The sequence below is a fragment of the Gemmatimonas sp. genome (genome assembly GCF_041689975.1).
GTDB lineage: Bacteria > Gemmatimonadota > Gemmatimonadetes > Gemmatimonadales > Gemmatimonadaceae > Gemmatimonas.
This window is the reverse complement of record NZ_JBDNFF010000344.1, coordinates 1-20,375: the sequence shown is the minus strand read 5'-3', so window position 1 is coordinate 20,375 and position 20,375 is coordinate 1. Positions and strand designations below refer to the sequence as shown.

At 64.0% G+C, this 20,375-nt stretch carries 17 protein-coding genes; 4 read left to right on the top strand and 13 right to left on the bottom strand.

Annotated features, from left to right (window positions below):
- Positions 1-194: 194 nt before the first annotated feature.
- Genes ACESNG_RS20515 through coxB form a run of 6 tightly spaced genes read right to left on the bottom strand, consistent with a single transcriptional unit; the run spans position 195 to position 5,933 of the window.
- Positions 195-722, bottom strand: coding sequence for an SRPBCC domain-containing protein (locus ACESNG_RS20515; RefSeq protein ID WP_373070603.1), 528 nt, complete (start codon positions 720-722; stop codon positions 195-197).
- Positions 722-1,642 (bottom strand): cytochrome c oxidase assembly protein, encoded by a 921-nt coding sequence (locus ACESNG_RS20510; protein WP_373058736.1) that lies wholly within the window; start codon positions 1,640-1,642, stop codon positions 722-724. The genes ACESNG_RS20515 and ACESNG_RS20510 overlap by 1 nt, the downstream gene beginning before the upstream one ends.
- Positions 1,643-1,657: 15 nt before the next feature.
- The gene (locus tag ACESNG_RS20505) at positions 1,658-2,002 is read right to left on the bottom strand and encodes a cytochrome C oxidase subunit IV family protein (protein WP_373058738.1); all 345 of its coding nucleotides are present in this window, start codon (positions 2,000-2,002) and stop codon (positions 1,658-1,660) included.
- A 7-nt stretch (positions 2,003-2,009) separates the two neighbouring features.
- Positions 2,010-2,705, bottom strand: coding sequence for a heme-copper oxidase subunit III (locus tag ACESNG_RS20500; protein ID WP_373058740.1), 696 nt, complete (start codon positions 2,703-2,705; stop codon positions 2,010-2,012).
- Between the two features lies 1 nt (position 2,706).
- Positions 2,707-4,590, bottom strand: a complete 1,884-nt coding sequence (gene ctaD / locus ACESNG_RS20495) for a cytochrome c oxidase subunit I (RefSeq protein WP_373058742.1) — start codon at positions 4,588-4,590, stop codon at positions 2,707-2,709.
- Positions 4,591-4,619: 29 nt separating this feature from the next.
- A complete protein-coding gene (gene coxB, locus ACESNG_RS20490; RefSeq protein ID WP_373058744.1) occupies positions 4,620-5,933 on the bottom strand; it encodes a cytochrome c oxidase subunit II in 1,314 nt (437 codons plus the stop codon).
- Positions 5,934-6,167: 234 nt separating this feature from the next.
- On the opposite strand from coxB, the gene ACESNG_RS20485 reads away from it, so the two are divergent.
- Entirely contained in the window at positions 6,168-7,433 is a 1,266-nt protein-coding gene (locus tag ACESNG_RS20485; protein ID WP_373058746.1) for an ABC transporter substrate-binding protein, read from the top strand.
- Positions 7,433-9,145 carry a methyl-accepting chemotaxis protein gene (locus ACESNG_RS20480; RefSeq protein WP_373070601.1) on the top strand — a complete coding sequence of 571 codons (1,713 nt, stop codon included), beginning with the start codon at positions 7,433-7,435 and terminating at the stop codon, positions 9,143-9,145. The genes ACESNG_RS20485 and ACESNG_RS20480 overlap by 1 nt, the downstream gene beginning before the upstream one ends.
- A 249-nt stretch (positions 9,146-9,394) precedes the next feature.
- Here the strand turns inward: ACESNG_RS20480 and ACESNG_RS20475 are convergent, their stop codons facing one another.
- Positions 9,395-10,543 carry a saccharopine dehydrogenase family protein gene (locus tag ACESNG_RS20475; protein WP_373058750.1) on the bottom strand — a complete coding sequence of 383 codons (1,149 nt, stop codon included), beginning with the start codon at positions 10,541-10,543 and terminating at the stop codon, positions 9,395-9,397.
- Positions 10,544-10,583: 40 nt separating this feature from the next.
- On the opposite strand from ACESNG_RS20475, the gene ACESNG_RS20470 reads away from it, so the two are divergent.
- Positions 10,584-11,075, top strand: a complete 492-nt coding sequence (locus ACESNG_RS20470) for a CoA-binding protein (protein WP_373058752.1) — start codon at positions 10,584-10,586, stop codon at positions 11,073-11,075.
- A 606-nt stretch (positions 11,076-11,681) separates the two neighbouring features.
- On the opposite strand, the gene ACESNG_RS20465 is transcribed toward ACESNG_RS20470, so the two are convergent.
- From ACESNG_RS20465 to ACESNG_RS20440, 6 genes are all read right to left on the bottom strand, one after another.
- Positions 11,682-13,157: a diguanylate cyclase gene (locus tag ACESNG_RS20465; protein WP_373058754.1), complete on the bottom strand. Its 1,476-nt coding sequence runs from the start codon at positions 13,155-13,157 to the stop codon at positions 11,682-11,684.
- A gap of 16 nt (positions 13,158-13,173) precedes the next feature.
- Positions 13,174-15,708: a DNA gyrase subunit A gene (gene gyrA, locus ACESNG_RS20460; protein ID WP_373058756.1), complete on the bottom strand. Its 2,535-nt coding sequence runs from the start codon at positions 15,706-15,708 to the stop codon at positions 13,174-13,176.
- Between the two features lie 158 nt (positions 15,709-15,866).
- The gene (locus ACESNG_RS20455; RefSeq protein WP_373058758.1) at positions 15,867-16,772 is read right to left on the bottom strand and encodes a hypothetical protein; all 906 of its coding nucleotides are present in this window, start codon (positions 16,770-16,772) and stop codon (positions 15,867-15,869) included.
- A complete protein-coding gene (locus tag ACESNG_RS20450; RefSeq protein ID WP_373070599.1) occupies positions 16,772-17,635 on the bottom strand; it encodes a mechanosensitive ion channel family protein in 864 nt (287 codons plus the stop codon). The genes ACESNG_RS20455 and ACESNG_RS20450 overlap by 1 nt, the downstream gene beginning before the upstream one ends.
- A gap of 125 nt (positions 17,636-17,760) precedes the next feature.
- Positions 17,761-17,985 (bottom strand): hypothetical protein, encoded by a 225-nt coding sequence (locus ACESNG_RS20445; protein ID WP_373058762.1) that lies wholly within the window; start codon positions 17,983-17,985, stop codon positions 17,761-17,763.
- Positions 17,982-19,028, bottom strand: coding sequence for a zinc-binding dehydrogenase (locus ACESNG_RS20440; protein ID WP_373058764.1), 1,047 nt, complete (start codon positions 19,026-19,028; stop codon positions 17,982-17,984). Before ACESNG_RS20440 ends, ACESNG_RS20445 begins: the two co-directional genes overlap by 4 nt.
- 162 nt (positions 19,029-19,190) lie before the next feature.
- Here ACESNG_RS20440 and odhB point away from each other — a divergent pair.
- On the top strand, positions 19,191-20,375 hold a 1,185-nt coding region (gene odhB / locus ACESNG_RS20435; RefSeq protein ID WP_373070597.1), incomplete at its 3' end, for a 2-oxoglutarate dehydrogenase complex dihydrolipoyllysine-residue succinyltransferase.

The following is a 20,375-nucleotide window of genomic DNA, read 5'->3' as shown; positions in this document are numbered from 1 at the left end:
GCGCTAGGAATTGGGAGCGCTAGGAATAAGGGGCGCCAGGAATGAACGGCGGGAACGGCGAACGGCGTGGCAGTCAGAGCGGAAGGATCGCTCGCTGTTCACGCCGTTTGTCGTTTCGCTTCCGATTCCTGGCGCCCGTTATTCCTGGCGCAGTTTATTCCTGGCGCAGTTTATTCCTGGCGCAGTAAGCAGTTCTAAAACCCGTCCAGCTGCTCCGCCATCTTCGCCATTCCGTCTTTCCATTCCGCTTTCATCCGCTCGCCTTCACTGGCGTTCGGCAACCGCGAGTGCTCGAGGTCCACGGCGCAGCGAGCGTTGCCTTTGCGGCCCATAGACACGCTCACCAAAGTGCCATCGTGCATCATGAGACGCAGAAAGCGCGGGGCGACGGCGCTCACTACGCGATATCCCAGCGTGCCGCTCCATTGCCGACGCTTGGGGTCGTTGAAGGCGCGGAACACTTCGCTGGGCGACGCATCGATTGTGCGTGACACCGTCACGGCTACGGTGCCCAAGGCTTCGGGCGGCGTCGGCGCGGCGGCGAGCGACACGCGTGGCTGCTCGGCGTCGCGCCACGCGCCCGGCTTCTTGCCGCCCTTCTCGGCCGCCTGACGCGCGGCCTTGCCGAACTTCTTTTCGGCCGCCGCGGCGTTCTTCCTGGGGGCGACCTTGGGCGCGTCTTTGCCCACATGACGCCTGGCGACCGACTTCTTACCGGCCATCAGGTCAGCGCGTCCGGTGAGGGGACCCAACCCACTTGCGCGCTGGCCTGATCATCTTCGCCGCGCTGCGACCACTTGAAGAACACCACCGTCATCACCGCATAGAAAAAGACGCCACCGGGAATCCACATGATCAGACCGCCGTACTGCTGGTCCATCATCGGCGTGATCCCCATGATGCGCGGGGCAACGGCATACGCGGGATACAGCAACGTCTCCGCCATCGCGATGTAGATCGAAATGATCGACATCGGGATGACCATGACGAAACAGTACAGCATCTGTACCGGATACGGCGCGCGCGGCAGCTCGGGGAGCGGCGAGGTGAGCGGCCACCACATGAGCACCGCCGTGGCGATGAACATCAGGTGCTGCACGATGTGAATCGGGTGATTCGCCAGCGCCAGATTGTACATTGGCGGCAGGTGCCAGAACGAAAGCACCACATTGAAGATTATGAAGCAGGCGGCGATCGTCGTGCTCTTGCGGGCCAGGGCGAACACCGCCGGATTCCGTAGCAACGGACGCAGTATCCAGCCCGGCGTGCCGATGATCATCAGGGGCGGCACGATCAGCGTGAGGATCAGGTGCTGCACCATGTGCCCGCTGAACAGGTAGAAGTCGCTCAGGTCGTGCAGCGGCCCGTTCAGGGTCAGGAACAGCAGCAGGAGCGACGCGAAGAAGCTGAGCCGCTGGCCGGGCGTGGGCCCCTGCGGCGCGGCGGCGGCATCGAGCTGCGCGCTGGTCGCCTGCGCCATGTCCGGCACCGTGACGGGTACGCGGTCCATCGCCGACGGCCCCTGTCGCACGCGCCACATGTAGGCCGCCCCGATCGCCGCGATGCCGATCGCGGTACTGGGATGGACCGTGAAGTTCGACCAGCTGAGCTGGGCCGAGGGGTGCAGCAGAAGCGCGATCATGTGGACACGCAGCGGTTAGCTGAGCAGGCCAAGCCGCAGCACGAGCTTCGAGAACAGGAACAGCAGCCCGACCAACGTGATCGCGGCCACGATCAGCGGTCCGGTGAACAGCGCGCGGAACAGCTTGTGATCGTACTTGAGGTGCATGTAATACATCACGACGATCCAGAACTTCACCGCCGACATGATCAGCATGCTGGGCACGTACACCCAGCTGTTTTCCCACGCCGGGATATAGTAGGCCGAGACTTCGACAGCGGTGATCACGGTGAGGATCACGGCGATCTTCCAGTACGTCGTCCAGGTCGGGTGGTGCGCTTCGTCGTGGGCGTGTCCAGCAGCCGGGGAATGGTCAGCCATCACCGCCTCACTTGATCAGGTAGATAAGCGTGAAGATCACGATCCACACCACGTCGACGAAGTGCCAGTACAGCGCACAGATGTCGACGAGGAGGGCATCCGACGGCTTGAGACCACGCTTGTAGTCGATCGCCAGCAATGTGAAGAGCCAGAGCACACCGGCGGTTACGTGCGCGCCGTGGAATCCGGTGAGCGTGAAGAGGCTCGAGCCGAACAGGTTTGTGCGGATCGTGAGCCCTTCGTGTACGAACGATGTGAACTCGTACGCCTGAAAGCCGAGGAATCCGATACCAAGCAAGCAGGTAGCCCAGAGCCAGATCTTCGAAGACCCGAGAATCCGATCCCAGGCCGTGTGCTTCGGCACGTCGCGATTCTGCACCGCAGCCAACGCGAGCACCATGGCCAGCGATGACATGAGCAGCACGAACGTCGAGGCCGACGTGACCGGGATGTTCAGGATCGGCTTGAACACTTCGCCCGTGGTCGGGCTGGTCCACGCTTCGTGCGGGAACGGGCCTTCGGGGCTCTTTCCCTTGTAGATCAGATAGGTCGAGATCAACGACGCGAAAAGCATACATTCGGAACCGATGAAGGTCCAAATGGCGACTTTGCGGTTGTCGAGTCCCAACGACGTGTGATGGCCGCCGCCGTGCGAGTGGCCGTCGTCGTGCGCGGCGGTGGTCGGTACCGTAGTGGCAGTCATCTTAATGGTGATCCTCGAGCGGCGTGAGCAGCCAATTGTAGAGCGAGCCGACCCAGAGCGCCGTACCCGTCAGCATGACCGCGACCGCGAGCGGGACACTTCCGTCCATGAACAGGAGCCCGCCGAACATCACGAGCAACCCGAAAGCCGTGACCAACGGCCAGATCGACGGATTTGGCATGATGATACCGAGTTCCTGCGACGTGGGAATGTGTCGGTCCTTCTCCTCTTCGTACGTCGTTTCGTGCACGAGCTTCTCACCGCCTTTCATGTTCCAGAGCGGGTATCGCGACTTCACCTGCGGCAGGTCGGCGAAGTTGTAGTCGGGCGGCGGCGACGGAATCGTCCACTCCAGCGTCGCGGCTCCCCACGGGTTGCTCGACGCCATTTTCCCATTCCGCCAGCTCTTCCAGACGTTGATCAGGCCGAACAGCGTGCCGATCATGAGCAGCAGCGTCCCGGCCGACGAGATGGCATTGAACAGGTCGAACCCCTGACCCTCGTCGTACCGATAGATCCGTCGCGGCATACCGAGGAGGCCGCTGAAATGCATCGGGAAGAACGTGAGGTTCATGGCGACCAGCGAAATCCAGAAGTGCCAGTTACCCAGCTTCTCCGACAGGAAGCGGCCCGTGATCTTCGGAAAGTAGTAGTACATACCGGCGAACAGACCGAACACCGAACCGCCGAAGAGCACGTAGTGGAAGTGCGCGACCACGAAGTACGTGTCCGTCTGCTGCAAGTCGGCCGGTGGCGACGAGTGCATCACACCCGAGATACCGCCCATCGTGAACATCGCCACGAGGGCCACGGCGAACTTCATCGCGACCGTGAACTGGATCTGACCACCCCACATGGTGGCGATCCAATTGAAGATCTTCACGCCGGTCGGGATCGCGATCAACATCGTCGTGAGTGAGAACACGGCGTCGGCGATCGGGCCCATGCCCACCGAGAACATATGGTGCGCCCACACGCCGAAGCCGAGGAAGCCGATCAGGATCCCGGAGTACACCATGACGGGGTACCCGAACAGCGGCTTGCGGGAGAACGTAGGCAACACTTCGGATACGAGTCCGAAGGCCGGAAGAATCAGGATGTAGACCTCGGGGTGACCGAACACCCAGAAAAGGTGCTGCCAGAGCAGCGGGTCGGCACCCTTGGCGATCGTGTAGAAGTTCGTGCCGAAGAAGCGGTCGAACTGCAAGAACACGAGCGCAATCGTGATCACCGGGAAGGCGAGCACCACCAGGAATTGCACGACGAACGACATCCACGTGAAGATCGGCATGCGCATGAGCGTCATGCCGGGCGCCCGCATGTTGATGATCGTGGTGATGAAGTTGAAGCCGGCCGCCAGCGAGGAAATGCCGAGGATCTGCAAGCCGATCACCCAGAAATCCATATTGTGCTGCGGCGAGTACGCCTTCGTACTGAGCGGCGCGTAGCCGAACCACCCGCCATTGGGCGCCATCGACCAGAAGATCGGCAGCGTGATGAAGATGCCGCCAAGCAGGTAGATCCAGTACGAGAACGCGTTCAATCGCGGGAACGCGACGTCGCGCGCGCCGATCTGCAGCGGGATCAGAAAGTTGAAGAACGCCGCCGAGAGCGGCATGACGGCGAGGAAGATCATCGTCGTGCCATGCATCGTGAACAGCTGGCTGTACATCTCGGACGAAATGAGATTGCCATTCGGTGTCGCCAGCTGGGCACGGAGCACAGCGGCCTCGAGGCCGCCGACCACGAAGAAGAACAAGCCGGTAATCAGATAGAGCGCCCCGATGCGCTTGTGGTCCACCGTGGTGAGCCAAGACCAGACGCCATTCGTAGACGGCACGGTCTTGATTTCGGTGTACGGGGGCGCGGCAGCGATGGTTGTCATCGGTGTCGTTGGTCAGCGGTGACGGTGACTTACTTCAGGGCCTGGAGGTACGCGACGATGTCCGCGACCTCCGCGTCGGTCAAACCGCCGACGTTGACCACCATCTTGGTTTTCGGATCCGTGACGCCCTTGCCAAGCGAGGGCATGATGGAACCGGGTTTCATGTGCGGGGCGCTCTTGATCCAGGACGACAGATGCTTGGTGTCGTTGGGATAGAGACCGCCGGCGATCGTATAGCGCGAACCCATGTGCGTCAGGTTCGGGCCGACCGCCGCCATGTTGAACGGGGTGCCGGCGATCGCGTGACAGCCGATGCAGCTCGACTTGCCGTACAACTGACGGCCACGCTCCGCATCACCCTTCCCGAGCAGCGCGGCGTCGAAGCTGATCTGGTTCGTGAGCGGCGTCTTCGGAATGGTGTAGGCGAAGTTCTTCTCGAGCTTTTCCCTTGGGAACACCCACACCGGCACCGGCGCGGCTGGCGCCGACGTATCGGCCGGCGTTCTCACGGCAGCCACCTGCAACAGCGGCGTGCTGCCCGTGCCCGACGGCACCGGAGCCACCGGAAGCGCGGGCGCTGCCGCCGGCATCAGCGCGACGGCCGGGAAAATTGCCGACTGCTTCTGATGCGCCACCCACTGCCCGAACTCATCGGGCGTCACCGTGAACACACGGAACTTCATGTTCGCATGCGACGGGCCGCAGAACTCGGCGCAGAAACCATTCCACGCTGAAGACGGCAGGTCCTTGTTCGGCGTGAACCAGAGATAGTTGGTCCGATTCGAGATCAAGTCGCGTTTGCCACCCATCTGCGGAATCCAGAAGGAGTGCAACACGTCGACGGTCTTGAGCTGGAAGTTCACGGTGCGGCCGTTCGGCAGGTACAGCTCGCTGGCCGTCGTGATGCCGTACTGCGGGTAGCGGAACTCCCACCACCATTGATGCCCGATCACCTCGACCTGCAGTGCCTCGGGCACCGCCTTCGCCTGCGTCTTGAAAATCGTGCGGACCGTCGGGATCGCGATGAAGATCAGGATCACGGCGGGAATGGCCGTCCACGTAATCTCGAGCGCGGTGTTGCCATGCACCTGCTTGGGCACGCCACTGCCGGGACGACGCCGAAATTTGAATATCGTGTAGACGAGAGCAGCCTCGACACCGATGAAGACCAGCGTGCCCCAAAAGAGCAGCGTGTCCCAAAGCGCATCGATATCAGCGTTAAAGTCCGAGTTCGGATTGAACGTCGAATTCGGATAGTCGCCGCCGCACGCTGCAAGCCCGAGAGCCAGAGCGCCCAGCAGCGCGACGGATGCCAGGCGCCGCGGGCGGAACGTGCCAACCATGCCGGTTCCTGAGAGAATGGATTGAAGCTTGAGCGCGCAGTCGCGCGCGATCCTGAAAGGCCGATCATGTGATCGCATGGCGAATGCTAAACCGACGTTTCGGGATGCCGCAAGCAAATCCGAGCATCGCGTCCAGACTTCGCCGATCTTTGGGAATACAGGTAACTGTCTTTCTTTATTTTTGCTGGTTTCTGAGTCCGAATCGGGTCCGATCTGCACAAGTTGGACGCCCACATGAGCGCGCCGACGCCGCGCTTGCGCCAGAAGGGGCCAAACCCGTTTCCGCGCCAGACACCCGATCGTCTATTGCTCGTGATCCAGAACCGATGTGCCGTCCCGCCGCGAGCCGCCGCGCTCGCCCTGCTCCTCCTGCTCTCGCTGGCCGCCTGTCGCGCTTCGGACGGCCCCAGGAAGAGCGGCGACGGCACGATCTTGATCGGCGTTGGTGCCATCCCAGGGAGCCCTGGATACGATGACGTCGTCCGCGGCGTCGAGTTGGCCGTCGAGCGCCTCAACGCTGCCTCCGCCCTCCGCTTTCGCAGCCGTACCCCCAAACGCGGCGTGATCGGCGCGGTCCAGGTCGCCCAGCAGCTCAGCGCCGACCCTGACATCATCGCCGTCGTCGGACACCCGGAAAGTGGGAATACCATCGAGGCGATCCCCGTCTACGCCGACGCCGAGCATTCCGGTGCCAACGGCGTCGTCGCTATCTCACCGACCGCGTCGTCGCCGCAGCTCAGTGGCGTGAGCCCTTGGTTCTTCCGGGTGGCCCCCAGCGACAATGACGCGGCACGCTTCACCGCGCAGTGGGCGCTCGATTCCCTCGGCGCCAAGCGCGCCGCGATTGTCTATCGCAACGATTCCTACGGACGCGACTGGGCCAGCACCTTCGCGAGGGCGTTCAAGAGGAACGGCGCCACCGTGATCGCGCGCGAGCCATACCTGACGGGCGTCGCCGAGTGGGATGCCTACGCGCAGCTACTCGCCAGGAAGCGCCCTGATGTCGTGCTCTTCCCGGGTGATGCGAACGATGCACTCGCCTTTATTCGCGCCCTCAAGGCGCACGGCGTCACCGCTCCCTTTATCGGCGGCGACGGCGTTGAGCAGATCAACCAGGACGCCGACGCGATCGGAGCGCGCTACGTCGCGTTCTTCCGCGCCGATCGCGCCACCAGCCCCGAGGCGCTCTGGTTCCTGTCGCGCTACCGCGAACGCTTCAAGCAGGACCCCGACATGTTCGCCGCGCTCTCCTACGACGCCGCGATCGTCATGGGACGCACGATCATCAGCGGTGCACGCACGAGGGCCGCACTGCGCATCGCCCTCGAGAAGATCGGCAACGGTGCACCGTCAGTGGACGGCGTGGCCGGACGCATCGCGTTCGAGCGCAATCACGACATCAAGGGACGGAGCGTCGTCATCGTCCGCGTGGACCGCGTGCGCGCAAAGACCGACGCCGCGGCGGACAGCACGGGCACGCCTGATGGAGGAGCCGACTGATGGCCGTCATTCGACTCGCCACCATTCGCGTCCGTCTGATCGCCGGCTTCGGCACGTCCATCGGCCTGCTGCTCGCGGCCGGCGTGCTGGGCTGGTATGGCCTGAATCGCAGTAATTCCGAAGCGGAAGCGACGGTGCGCGCGCTTGCCGATCGCTCCGAGTTCACCGAACAGGCCACCACCACCGTGTTACGTGAGCTGGTCGCCGGCTTGAGGTATCTCACGAGTCGGTCACTCGAGGACGAAGCGCAGTACACGACGCTCGTGGCCGAAGCCGGGAAGCTTCGTCGCGACGCGTTGAATCAAGGCATGCTGCGCACCGACGAGCGCCAGCGACTCGAAGCGATCGGTACGCTGCAGGCCGCCATGGAGGTCCGCATTGCGGTCACCCGCGCTTGGCAGGTGGTCGGCAATGAAGCGAACGCGCAACGTGTGCTGCAGCAGACGAGTCGTGACATGCACGCGATCGAGACGGAGCTGCAGGCGCTCCGTCGCGTTGCCCGCAACGGCGCCCAGGACTCGATGGATCGCATGCGCGATGGTCTCTGGCGTGCCGAGCTGCTACTCGCCGTCGTTGTCGCGGCCGCATTCGGCGTGGCGGCCTTCTTCGGGCTCTCCACCGCGCGCGCCGTGACCAATCCGCTGGTGCGTCTGCGTGATGAGATGATGGCGATCGGTGCCGGTGATCTGCGCGATCCTGGCGCCGACCTGCGCGCGTCGGGCGTCGCGCGCGAGTATGCGGAGCTGGTCGACGCGATGCAGCAGGCGCGCGAGCGGCTGCGTCGGCTGCTGTCCCGCGTACAGGACGAGGCCGATCAGGTCGCACTCGCCGCCAGTGAGCTCAGCGCCTCGGCGTCTTCAGCAGCCGCGTCGTCGCAGCACGTTACCACAGCCGTGATGGACATTTCGCATGGCGCGACCGTGCAGCTGAGCGCGCTCAATAATGCCAGCCTGACCGTGAAGCAGCTGGCAGAGGTCGGCGCCACGATCGGCGAAGCAGCGGAGGAAACCGATCGCGTGGGACGCGAAATTCGCGGCACGACCAATAGCACGCGCGACCAGGTGCAGCTGGCGATCGACACGCTGCTCGGTGCGCGCGAAGTAGTGACGGCGTCGCGCGCCGAAATGGTCTCGTTGAAGGACGCGACCAGTGTCATCGACGACTTCGTGAATGTCATCTCGGAGATCGCGACGCAGACCAACCTGCTGGCCCTCAACGCCGCGATCGAGGCGGCGCGCGCTGGCAGTGCCGGTCGTGGCTTTGCCGTAGTCGCGCAGGAAGTGCGCGCGCTGGCCGAGCAGAGTGCGAACGCAGCCAACGAAGTCACCGAGAACGTGAAGCGCATCCGGGCACGCATTGCCAGCGCATCGAGCGCCGTCGACTCCGGCGCGAATCGCCTGAAAGACGTGGAAACGGTGGCCGAGGGCGTCGGCGAGGCGCTGTCACGCATCGAACACGCCGTGACACAGGTGGAAGGAGCCGCGTCGCGCGTATCCACGGCGGTGAATGCGAACCGTCAGTCGCTGGGAGCTGTGCAAAAGTCACTCACCAGCGTCCGCGACACCGCCGAGGGTCATGCGGCGGCAGCCGAGCAGGTGGCGGCCAGCACCGAGCAGACATCGGCCTCCGCGCAGGAAGTGTCCGCCACTGCCGAGATGCTGCAGACGGCGTCACTTCGCGTGCGCGGATTGATCGGCGAATTCAGAACGTGATGCCGAATGTGCCATCGTTTCGAGATCGGAGCGGTGTACGGTGCTGATGTGCCTCTTTTCGCTGTGCTTCGCGTGCCTTCGCGATCTTCGCGTATACCGCGGTGCTTTCGGCTGCTACGGAGCGATCGGAAGGCCAGCAGGTTCACGCGAAGCTCGCGAAGATCGCGAAGGCACGCGAAGAACAGGACCAGCATAGGTGGTGTCCGCTTGATTGCCCTCGCGTAGGAATGCCTGCGAGAACACACAGGCTCAGGCAGTGGCCGGAAGCTCCGTCACCATCACGCCGCGCTCGGCGAGCATGGCGAAGTAGCGCTCAGCGGGAATGCACTCATCAGGCGTATGCACGCCGGCGGTGATCGCGCCGCTGGCCTGCAGCTGCCCGGTGATCGACAGCGTGTAGCCAGTGGTGCGCATCATCGCGGAAATCCCGTGCTCCGTATCGGAGCGATCCAGCACCTCCCACGAACGCGTGCTCGTGGCGCCGTTCTTCGTACCGCGCACCACCACGCGCAGCGCAACGAGATCGGGCTTGCCCTTACGCAGCTTTTCACCGGCCACGCGCACGAACACATCGCGCGGTACGACCTGCTGTCCCTTCACGTCCACAGCGTCGTTGCCCAGCAGGCCCAGATCGCGGATCGCCGCCATGATCCGCGCGTGCCCCGGATAGCGCAGCGTTTTGTACTCCATGGTCGGAATGACGCCGGCGTAGCGGTACACCATTGTCGAGAGGCCACCGGCCGTGTGAAATGCCTCGAGCTCACCCACCGGCTCAGCGAACCGCACCGACTCGAGCTCGGAGAGCGCGGTCACATGGGCAGGTTGCCCATTTCGCACCACCAGCGACTCGGTGGTGTAATAGTCCACCATGCCTTCGATGGAGTAGGCGATCTGGTAGCCGAGTGGCGGCTCCGGCGTCTGGGGCAGTCCGCCCACGAATAGCTTGACGCTCTCCACCGTGTCGAATTGATCGATCCCGTGCTGGGCGATCACGTTGACCATGCCCGGGGCGAGACCGGTGTCGGGGATTACACTGATCCCCTTGGCTTTCGCAGCTTCGTGAAGCTTCTTCTGTTCCTGAACGATTTCCGTGTTGCCACCGAGATCGGCGAAGTGCACGCCCATCTCCACGGCGAGGGCGGCAAGCGGGGCGTTGAAGTAGTACGGGATGGCGCTCATCACCGCATCGCAGCGGGAGAAGATCGCGCGAACGGCGTCGGCATCACGGACATCGAGCGCGATCGCCTCGAGGCGCGAGCCGATGAAGGGCGCGAGGCACGCGGGAAGGGCGCCGACGCGAACATCGGCCAGCAGCACCTGCGTGACCGACGGATTCTTCAGCAGATCATACGAGCACGCGGTGCCTTGCAGCCCCGCGCCGAGTACAAGCATGCGCATACGAGTGGCTCCAGCAATTTCGAGAGAGGGGGGAGTGTGTATGGACGAAAAGCTAACGCCTGCGGCGACCGAAGCGACCGAAGGGACCGAAGCGACCGAATGGCGATCGCATCTGCTGGAGCACGCAGCACAACTCACTGCCGTGCTCTCGTCGGTGCATCGGATCGCCGTGATCGGCATCAAACCGGCCATCGTCGGTGGGCCGGCGTACTACGTGCCAGAATACCTGCAGCGCGCGGGCTACGAGATCGTGCCGGTGCCTGTGTACTACCCGGATATCACGGTAATCCTGGGGGCCGCCGTCCATCGCTCACTCCGCTCCGTAACCCCGCCGGCCGATATGGTACTGCTGTTCCGCCGATCGGGCGATGTGGCCCAGCACCTCGACGAGATCCTGGCCGCCAAGCCGCGGGTGGTCTGGATGCAGCGGGGTATTTACGACGCCGACGTGTCGGAGAGACTCGCCAAGGCCGGCATCGACGTGGTGCAAGACCGGTGCACGATGATCGAACACCGGCCCGTGCAACACTGAATTTTGACTCTTCGGGGTTTCGTGAGGGTGAATCTCGGCCGACTCGTCTGAGAACCGCGTCACCACGACCGGCCGCTGAAACGCACGGATAAACCACAGGTGATTGTCGTTTGGCCGCAGCATGGTAGCGGCCATCGTCGGTGAGGCAACACCGCTGGCGTTTGGGCCGAGATTTACCCACACCTCACCCCGACGAGCCATTTATTTTGGACTGGTCCTCGGCGCCCCCGCGTCCTCTGCGTGATCAGTTCAGCAGAGTGTCCGTCGACGGGTGATCTGTTCAGCGGCAGCTTACTGGCGGCATTGCTCGGGTCGCTCGAGAACGGATCACGCAGAGAAACGGAGAACGCAGAGGCGCAGAGGTCTCTTACCGACAGGTCACTACACAATAGGCCGCCTTCATGTATTTGGCTCGTTGGGATTTTGCGTGGGTGAATCCCGGCCGACACGACGCGGATTGGAGCCGCGCGAGACGACGGAATACCGCGCGTTGTTCTTCAGGTTCTTGTCGTTTGGCTGCGGCATGTCAGCGGCCATGTTCGGTGCGGCAACGCAGCGGGCCGTTGGGGCGAGCGTCACCCACACGAAACAACGACGAACCGAATTTTATTGCCGCACGCGGTTGCGGCCGTCGGCCTTGGCGCGATAGAGCGCGGCGTCGGCGCGCGAGAACAGGTCCTCGACATTCTCGATGCGCGCCGCTGGAAACACCGCAACGCCGATACTGGCCGTGAGCTTGAGCGGCGGATGTTCTCCCCCTCGGGCAAACTCGTATTCGTCGACGGCCGCGCGAACGCGTTCGGCGAACGACACTGCGCCAGCCTCATCCGTTTCCGGAAGCAACAGTAAAAACTCCTCGCCGCCGTAGCGCGCGACGATATCGCTGCCGCGAATGGTGTCGAGCAGCAGTCGGCCGACGTCGCGCAACACGTCGTCGCCGACGAGGTGGCCGTAGGTATCGTTGACCTTCTTGAAGTGATCGAGATCGATCATGAGGAGGGCCATCGTGGAGTCGTAGCGAAGCGCGCGCTCCATTTCTGCGGTGATTCGCTCGGTGAGTGCGCGGCGGTTCAGCAGCTGTGTGAGCGGATCCGTTTGCGCGAGCTGTTCGAGTCGCGCGTTGTCGGCCATCGTGCTTTCGACCATCTGCGCGCGCTGAATCACCGCCACGGCGGCCGTGATCACCGCCTGCGCAAACTCGAGATCGTGCGGTCCGAAGCGATCCTGGTCGCGCGTGCGGCGCACCAGAAATACGCCGTACTGACCGCGATCGACGGTGAACGGCAGGGCGATCACCGAGCGGATCGGCACTTCGATGCCTTCGATACCCCACACGTGCCGCACCCCTTCGTACAGCGGATGCGTATCGAGATCTTCCACCAGCACCGGCTGACCCGACTCGAGCGCCGCCTTCAATTCCGGATAGCGATCGAGCTGGATCGTAAGATGCTGCAGCCCAAGGTTTTCGAACGCCGCCACCACCACCGCCTGGGCGTCGCCCGGCCGTGCCAGTACCACCGAGCAGTGCGAGACGCCCAAGGCACGTGCCGCACGGCGAACGAGCAGGTGAAAGAGTTCGGTGACCGACAAATCACCGGTCACTTCGTGCAGGATGTCCACGAGCTTTCGACGGCTGTCGGCATCCTGCTGCGCGCGCACCAGAGCTTCTTCGGTGCGTACCAGCGCCATTCGGGTGGAACGCAGCATGGCGCCGGTACGCAGCTGGACCTGCACGCGCGCCAGCAACTCCTTCGGGCGATACGGCTTGCGAATGAAATCGGCCGCTCCCAATCCCAGTGACCGCACCGACGCTTCTTCCGGCGGCTGCGCGGACAGCATGAGCACCGGCAAATCGCGCCAGCGCTCTTCGCTCTTGATTCGCTCGAGCAGCTGACATCCGTCGGCATCCGGCATCAGGATGTCGAGGAGGAGCAGATCGGGCGCGCGCTTCTCGAGCTGTTCGAGACAGGCCATCCCGCCATTGGCGGGAATTACTTCGTATCCGTTTTCCTGCAGCAGCCAGGTGACAGATTCGAGGACGGCCACATCGTCGTCCGCGACGAGAATCCGGGAGACGGGCATCAGCGTGCGCTATTCATCACGCGTCGCCACCACCCTCGAGCGCCAATTCTCCGGCCGGGGTATTCCCGTCGGTCCCTTCGACACCATCCACCTCGTCCTTATCGTCGGGAATCACGCGGGCCACCGCCTGCACCACGTCGTTCTCGTCGAGCGCGACCAGCTTCACACCCTGTGCCGCACGGCCAGTGACGCGGATCTCGCTCACGCGTGAGCGGATCGCCACGCCCTGACGCGTCATCAGCATCAGCTCGTCTTCCGGCACGACTTCCATGAGGGCCACCACGTCGCCGGTCTTGACGGTGCGATTGAGCGTCAGGATGCCCTTGCCTCCACGCTTCTGCACGCGATACTCGCTCACTTCGCTGCACTTGCCGAGGCCCTTCTCGGTCACGACGAGCAGCGTCGCTTCGCGCTTGATCACGACCATGCCGACCAGCTGATCTTTGGGACGCAGCTCGATGCCCTTCACGCCGGTGGTGTCGCGGCCCATCTCCCGCACATCGCTCTCGTGGAAGCGCACCGAGAGCCCGTGGCGCGTGGCGAGCACGACGTCGTTGCTGCCGGACGTCACCTGCACGTCCATCAGCTCGTCGCCTTCCTCGACCTTGATGGCCTTGATGCCGTTCGAGCGTGGATTGCTGTATTGCGACAGCGCCGTCTTCTTGACCGTCCCCTTGCGCGTGCAGAACAGCAGGAACTCGGTGTCACTGAATTCGCGCGTGAGCACGATCGCGCGGATATGCGTATCGGGCGTGACGTTGATGAGGTTCACGATCGGCTTACCGCGCGTATTGCGGCCGGCCTGCGGCAACTCGTGCACCTTGAGCCAGAAGCAACGGCCATCGTCGGTGAAGATGAGCATGTACGTGTGCGTGCTCGCCACGTAGAAGCGCTCGATGAAGTCGTTCTCCTTCAGATCGGCGCTGGCCTTGCCGCGACCGCCGCGCCCCTGGCGGTTGTACAGCGAGAGCGGCGTACGTTTGATGTAGCCGTTGTGCGAGATGGTCACGACCATCTCTTCTTCGGCGATCAGGTCTTCGATCGAGAACTCGCCTTCGTCGCTCACGATTTCCGTACGGCGTTCGTCGCCGTACGTCTCCATCAGCTTGAGCAGCTCGCCCTTCATGATACCCATGCGGCGCGGACGCGACTCGAGGATGCCGCGCATCTCGAGGATGAACGCGCGCACTTCGACGAGCTCTTCCTCGAGCTTGCCGCGCTCGAGGCCGGTGAGCTTGGCGAGACGCATGTTGAGGATCGCTTCCGCCTGTCGCTCGGAGAGACCGAAGCGCGCCTGCAGCTGCAGACTCGCCGTGGGCGTATCGTCGGCCGCGCGGATCATACGGATCACTTCGTCGATGTTGTCGACGGCGATCTTGAGTCCTTCGAGGATGTGCTCGCGCTCGAGCGCCTTGTCGAGATCGAACTGCGTGCGCCGCACGATCACTTCATGGCGGTGCTCGATGTAATGCCCGATGCACTGGCGCAGCGTGAGCACCTTCGGCACGAGCTGACGCGTGTTCACGTCGGGCACGAGCGCCAGCATGATCACGCCGAACGTGCTCTGCATCGCGGTGTGCTTGTACAGCTGATTGAGCACCACGCGCGGGATCGCGTCGCGCTTGAGTTCCACGACCACGCGGATACCGTCACGATCGGACTCGTCACGCAACGCGCTGATCCCGGTGAGCTTCTGGTCGCGCACCAGCTCCGCGATGTCGATGACGAGCTTCGCCTTGTTCACCTGATACGGCACTTCCGTGACCACGATCTGCGAGCGGCCCGTCGATTCCTTCTCTTCGATCACGGCCTTCGCCCGCATCACGATGCGGCCGCGTCCCGTGTCCTGGTAGTCGGCAATCCCGGCTCGACCGTAGACGTAGCCGCCGGTCGGAAAGTCGGGGCCGCGCACGATCGCGCGCAGCGCGGCGCCCTCGAGCTCGGGGTTGTCGATCATGGTGATCACGGCGGTGACGACTTCGCGCAGATTGTGCGGCGGAATATTCGTCGCCATACCGACGGCGATACCCGACGAACCATTCACCAGCAGATTGGGCACGCCCGAGGGCAGGACGCGCGGCTCCAGGAGGCGGTCGTCGAAGTTCGACGCGAAATCGACGGTGTTCTTGTCGATGTCCTCGAGCATTTCGACCGACATGCGCGTGAGTCGCGCTTCGGTGTAGCGATACGCGGCCGCGTTGTCGCCGTCCATCGAGCCGAAGTTGCCCTGGCCGTCCACCAGCGGATAGCGCAGCGAGAAGGTCTGCACCATGCGCACAAGCGCGTCGTACACGCTGCTGTCGCCGTGCGGGTGATACTTGCCAAGCACGTCACCGACCACTGTGGCGGACTTCTTGAACGGACGCCCCGGCAACAGTCCGAGCTCGTTCATCGCGTACAACACGCGGCGATGCACCGGCTTGAGCCCATCGCGTACGTCGGGCAGTGCACGCGATACGATGACGCTCATGGAATAGTTGATGAACGATTCCTTGACTTCCTCATCGATGAGGCGCGGCAGGATGCGTTCGCGGGCGTTCGGTGCAGTCATGTGACGGCGGGCAGGAGAGTCGTGATCCGAGACTTGATCGACAGCCCTTCAATATACACGACCTGAGCTGCAAAAACAACGCGGTCTTCCCAGCGTAAACTTATGCAATTCAACGACTTAGAAACTCACTCCAAGAACGGCGCGGGAGCGCCTCGCACTCAGGAGCCCCAGCTGCGTACGATCGAGAGCAGCCGCCACTCGCTACCGACGCGGCGCAGCAGATACGCCGCCCCGCCATTGCTGCCCGACGCGAGCTCGAAGCCGCCGCGCTCCCGCGGACGGTTCACACCAACCATCGCGTAGTCCTGCCAGATCACCATCGGCGCGACCACGATATACGACAGCTCGGCCTCCGGTGTGTTGCTACCCACCGCGGTGAAGAACTCGTTGCGGACTCGCGCTTGCGCTGCGGGACCGAAATAGGCCTTTACCCGCGGACGCGGTGCCTTCGGAAACTCCATGTCGCGGAAGCCAGGCACCACGAAGGTTACGGTGTCGCTCATGATCGGCGACGGCAGACATCCGTCCTTGGTCGGATCCGGGACGTCACCGGTGAGTCCGGTCGCCACCGCGCGATGCACGCCGGCACCGTTTTCATCCCAGCGTGGTCGATCGATCCCCGCTTCCCAGCCCACGATCACACGCAACAACGCCCGCGAATCCGAGGCCGCCAACGGCCGGCCAGCGCCGTACAACACGATCGTCTGCTCCATCCGCTCGACCAGCGACTGCAACGACTGCTGCAGCTCCGGGGTCGTGTCCCTCGCGAACGCCCGCAACGCGCCGGGATTGCACCGGTCGCCCAGATCGGCCCACGACGCGCGGGCGAGATACTCGCGACGCCACGTGTTCAGTCGCTGCACCGCGCCGCGCGTTTCGGCCGCCAGGAATACATCGGCAGCGGCCGTAGCCACGGCCGCACTGTCGGGCACGGCCTTCCGCATCGCCTTCCGCATCGCCTTCGCCCCCGACTGCGCGCCAGCCCCGGCCAGCGGTACCAACAGCGGCGCCATCAACAGCGGCGCCATCAACAGCCCAATCCACATGCGGCACTTCACGGTCATCAATGCTTGCTCTCTTCGAACTCACGTGCCTTGACCGCAACCGGCGTCTTCACCACCGTGGCCGGCGGCTCGGGCATCGGCATTTCGGCGGTTTCGTCTTCCGACGTCTCCTCCGCCAACTCTTCCGCCTCATCGGCGGCCGCTTCGGCGTCGATCGCGCGACGCTCGGCCTGATACCGCTGATACCACTCGCGCGTGACTTCACCCGCGAGTTCACGATTACCCAGACCGAACGACAAGGACAGCGCCAGCGCGACCGCGCCGAACAGGATGGCGAAGGCCGTCGTGACGATGTCGGTCGCGATGCCAAGTTCCTGCAACGCCATGAACACCGCGAGCACGATCACACCGGCGCGCCCCGTGCGCGCCAGCCACGGACCGCCGTGCAGCCCGCCCGCCGACGCCATGATGAGGCCACCCACGAACCCACCGAGTACGATACCGAGGATGATGACCACGATCGCCGCGATCACGCTCGGGATGTAGCTCACGAGTTCGGAGAAGACGTTGGCGAGCGACTCGAGACCGATCGCATTCGCGGCCACCAGCAGCACTGCGAACATCACGCACCAGAACAGCAGGTTCGCGATGACCTTCGCCGGATTGAGATGCGAACCCGAACGTTCGACGGCCTGCATCACGCCGCCGCGCTCGAGCAGCTGATTGAGTTGCATGCGGCGCAGCAAGCGCGCGGTGCCCTTCTCGATCACCTTCGCCACGAGATAGCCGGCGAACAGAATGACAAGCGCGCCGAACAGCGCAGGCACGAATTCCCCGAGCAGCGCAAAGCTTTGCTCGAGACGTTCCGTGAACGTGGACGTCAGTGCGGCCTGACCCGAATCCGTCTGCGTCGCGGCGGCCACGAGCTGCAGAGAGTCGGGAAACTGTTGCTGTAACAAAGTCGAATGGAGAGGGGGTGCCTGCGGACCTGCTGCAAAGTAGCGAAACAGCCGTCACGACGGAGGAAATCGCGACAGGGGAGGCCGACTCAGAGTCGCGTTCCCCGCTTCACGTCGAAGATGACGCTGCGGCGGCACTGCGGGCAGAGCAGCCACTCCCGCTGCCGGTGGTAGCCCAGTCCGAACGAGCCGCCGCCGATCGCCCGCTGCGTCATCAGCACCGCGCAGCGCGGGCAGAGAGGGATCTCCCCGCTCTGCACCGTCTCGCGCATGGCCCTTTCCTCGGCCGACGTGTAGCGCGCCGTTTCGCTCACAGACGTACGACGACCTTACCGAACTGCGCGCCCGAGGACAGTCGCTCGAACGCTTTGGCGGACTCCTCAATCGGCCAGACGGAGTCGACTGGTGGCATCAGATGCCCCTCCCGAAACAGAGCGGTCATGGCATCGAACTCGGCGTCGCTCCCCATGGTGGACCCCATCAGCGTCCACTGATTCCAGAACATCCGGCGCACGTCGAGCTGCACGAGCGGTCCGCTGGTGCCGCCGCAAGTCACCAGACGCCCCCGCTTGCCAAGCGCGACCAGCGACTGCGACCAAGTGGCCTCGCCAACGGAGTCGATCACCACGTCCACCCCGCGCTTGCCCGTGCGAGCGCGCACCTCACGACCGACATCGGCCTGCCGGTGGTCGAGCAGGTGATCGGCGCCAAGCGCCTGAGCCTGGGCCAACTTTTCGGGACTTCCCGAGGTCACCCAGGCGGTAGCGCCAAGGCGTTTGACGATCTGCAAGGCGGCCAGTGCCACGCCGCCGCCAATCCCCCAGATCAACACATGTTCACCAGGTTGCACCCGGGCGCGGGTCGTAATCATGCGCCAGGCCGTGAGCGTGGCCAAGGGAAACGCCGCTGCCGTCTCGAAAGGGATCGTATCCGGGATCACCCGCACGTTGTCGACAGGCACTACGACATAGTCGGCGATCGTGCCGTGGCGGTGCTCGCCCATGATGCCGTAGGTGAGACAAAGCGGCTGATCGCCGTCGCGGCAGTATTCGCAGCGGCAGCTCCGGTCCACCAGACCGGGATTGAGCATGACGTGATCACCCGGAGCGATGCCCTGCACGGCGTCACCGACGGCATCGATGATGCCCGCGCCATCGGAACCCAGCACCCATCCCGGCTGGATTTTCACCCCGGGAATACCGCCCAGCACCCACAGATCGAGGCGGTTGATGGCGGCCGCCTTGATCCGCACGCGCACGCTGTGCGGGCCTTCGAGCGCCGGCAACGGCAGGTCGTCGCGAACGCGCAGCTGCTCGAGTCCGCCGTGAGCATCGATTGTCAGGGCACGCATGGTCATGGCGGTTCTGGAAGAGGGGGACGTTATCTTGAAATCTCCTCTGCTCCGCTCGGGAATGGGAGTGCAGGACGTCAATGGCGGCCCACCCCTCTCCAAGCGGTCCGAGACCTATATTGCGGGAATTACACTCCCCCCGATTGTTCACTACGACCGTCACGCCACATGTCGTCCATCAAGGTTCCGCCGCTCGGCGAATCCATCGTCGAAGCGACCATCTCCCGTTGGCTCAAGAACGAGGGCGATACCGTCGCCGCCGGCGATACGCTCGTTGAGCTCGAGACCGACAAGATCACCGTCGAAGTGCCGGCCCTCGAAGCCGGCGTGCTCACGAGGCGGATGCGGGGTGAAGGCGACGTCGTGAACGTGGGCGACGAGCTGGGTGAGATCACGGCCGGCGCTGGTGTTGCGGTAGCGCCCCCAGCCGTCCAGGCGGCGGCTCCGGTGGTGGCGGTGGCCGCGGTGGCTCCCGTGCCCGCGGTGGCTCCGACCGCAAGCGCTGACGTGAAGGTGTCTCCGGCCGCGGCGCGTCTCGCGACGGAAGCCGGCATCAACCCGGCAGACGTGGCCGGTACCGGGCGTGGTGGGGTGGTGTCCAAGCCGGACGTGATGGCCGCGATCTCGGCGCCGGCCAAACCGGCAGCGCCGGTTCCCGCGGCGCCAGCGGCTGTCGTGGCGCCGTCGGGCACGCGCGAGACACGCGAGAAGATGACGACGCGTCGCAAGCGGATCGCCGAGAACCTGTTGCTGTCACAGCATCAGACGGCGCACCTGACGACGTTCAACGAGATCGACATGACGGTGATCACGGCCCTTCGGGAGCGTCTCAAGGAGCGCGTGGAGAAGGAACAGGGCGTCAAGCTGTCGTACATGCCGTTCTTCGTGAAGGCAGCCTGTCTCGCGCTCGAGGCCTACCCGGCCGTGAATGCGCAGATCGACGGCGACACGATCGTGTACAAGCACTATGTGAACATGGGCATCGCGGTGGCCAGCGACGCCGGCCTCGTGGTGCCGAACGTAAAGGACGCGGATACGAAGAGCATCGTGCAGATCGGCAAGGACATCGCGGCCGTGGCCAAGCGCGCGCGCGACGGCAAGCTGTCGATGGACGACCTCACCGGTGGCTCGTTCACGATCACCAACGGCGGCGTGTTCGGCTCACTGCTTTCCACGCCGATCATCAACTATCCGCAGGTAGCGATCCTCGGTCTTCACAAGACGCAGGACCGCCCGGTGGCGATCAACGGCAAGGTCGAGATCCGCCCCATGATGTACGTTGCGCTCTCGTACGATCACCGGATGATCGACGGCCAGCAGGCGGTGTTGTTCCTGGTGCGTTTCAAGGAACTG

What these genes read in the sequence shown, in the direction of transcription:
- ACESNG_RS20515 (WP_373070603.1), bottom strand. Translation starts at nt 722, where the DNA reads ATGGCCGGTAAGAAGTCGGTCGCCAGGCGTCATGTGGGCAAAGACGCG.
- ACESNG_RS20510 (WP_373058736.1), bottom strand. Translation starts at nt 1,642, where the DNA reads ATGATCGCGCTTCTGCTGCACCCCTCGGCCCAGCTCAGCTGGTCGAAC.
- ACESNG_RS20505 (WP_373058738.1), bottom strand. Translation starts at nt 2,002, where the DNA reads ATGGCTGACCATTCCCCGGCTGCTGGACACGCCCACGACGAAGCGCAC.
- ACESNG_RS20500 (WP_373058740.1), bottom strand. Translation starts at nt 2,705, where the DNA reads ATGACTGCCACTACGGTACCGACCACCGCCGCGCACGACGACGGCCAC.
- ctaD (WP_373058742.1), bottom strand. Translation starts at nt 4,590, where the DNA reads ATGACAACCATCGCTGCCGCGCCCCCGTACACCGAAATCAAGACCGTG.
- coxB (WP_373058744.1), bottom strand. Translation starts at nt 5,933, where the DNA reads ATGGTTGGCACGTTCCGCCCGCGGCGCCTGGCATCCGTCGCGCTGCTG.
- ACESNG_RS20485 (WP_373058746.1), top strand. Translation starts at nt 6,168, where the DNA reads ATGAGCGCGCCGACGCCGCGCTTGCGCCAGAAGGGGCCAAACCCGTTT.
- ACESNG_RS20480 (WP_373070601.1), top strand. Translation starts at nt 7,433, where the DNA reads ATGGCCGTCATTCGACTCGCCACCATTCGCGTCCGTCTGATCGCCGGC.
- ACESNG_RS20475 (WP_373058750.1), bottom strand. Translation starts at nt 10,543, where the DNA reads ATGCGCATGCTTGTACTCGGCGCGGGGCTGCAAGGCACCGCGTGCTCG.
- ACESNG_RS20470 (WP_373058752.1), top strand. Translation starts at nt 10,584, where the DNA reads ATGGACGAAAAGCTAACGCCTGCGGCGACCGAAGCGACCGAAGGGACC.
- ACESNG_RS20465 (WP_373058754.1), bottom strand. Translation starts at nt 13,157, where the DNA reads ATGCCCGTCTCCCGGATTCTCGTCGCGGACGACGATGTGGCCGTCCTC.
- gyrA (WP_373058756.1), bottom strand. Translation starts at nt 15,708, where the DNA reads ATGACTGCACCGAACGCCCGCGAACGCATCCTGCCGCGCCTCATCGAT.
- ACESNG_RS20455 (WP_373058758.1), bottom strand. Translation starts at nt 16,772, where the DNA reads ATGACCGTGAAGTGCCGCATGTGGATTGGGCTGTTGATGGCGCCGCTG.
- ACESNG_RS20440 (WP_373058764.1), bottom strand. Translation starts at nt 19,028, where the DNA reads ATGACCATGCGTGCCCTGACAATCGATGCTCACGGCGGACTCGAGCAG.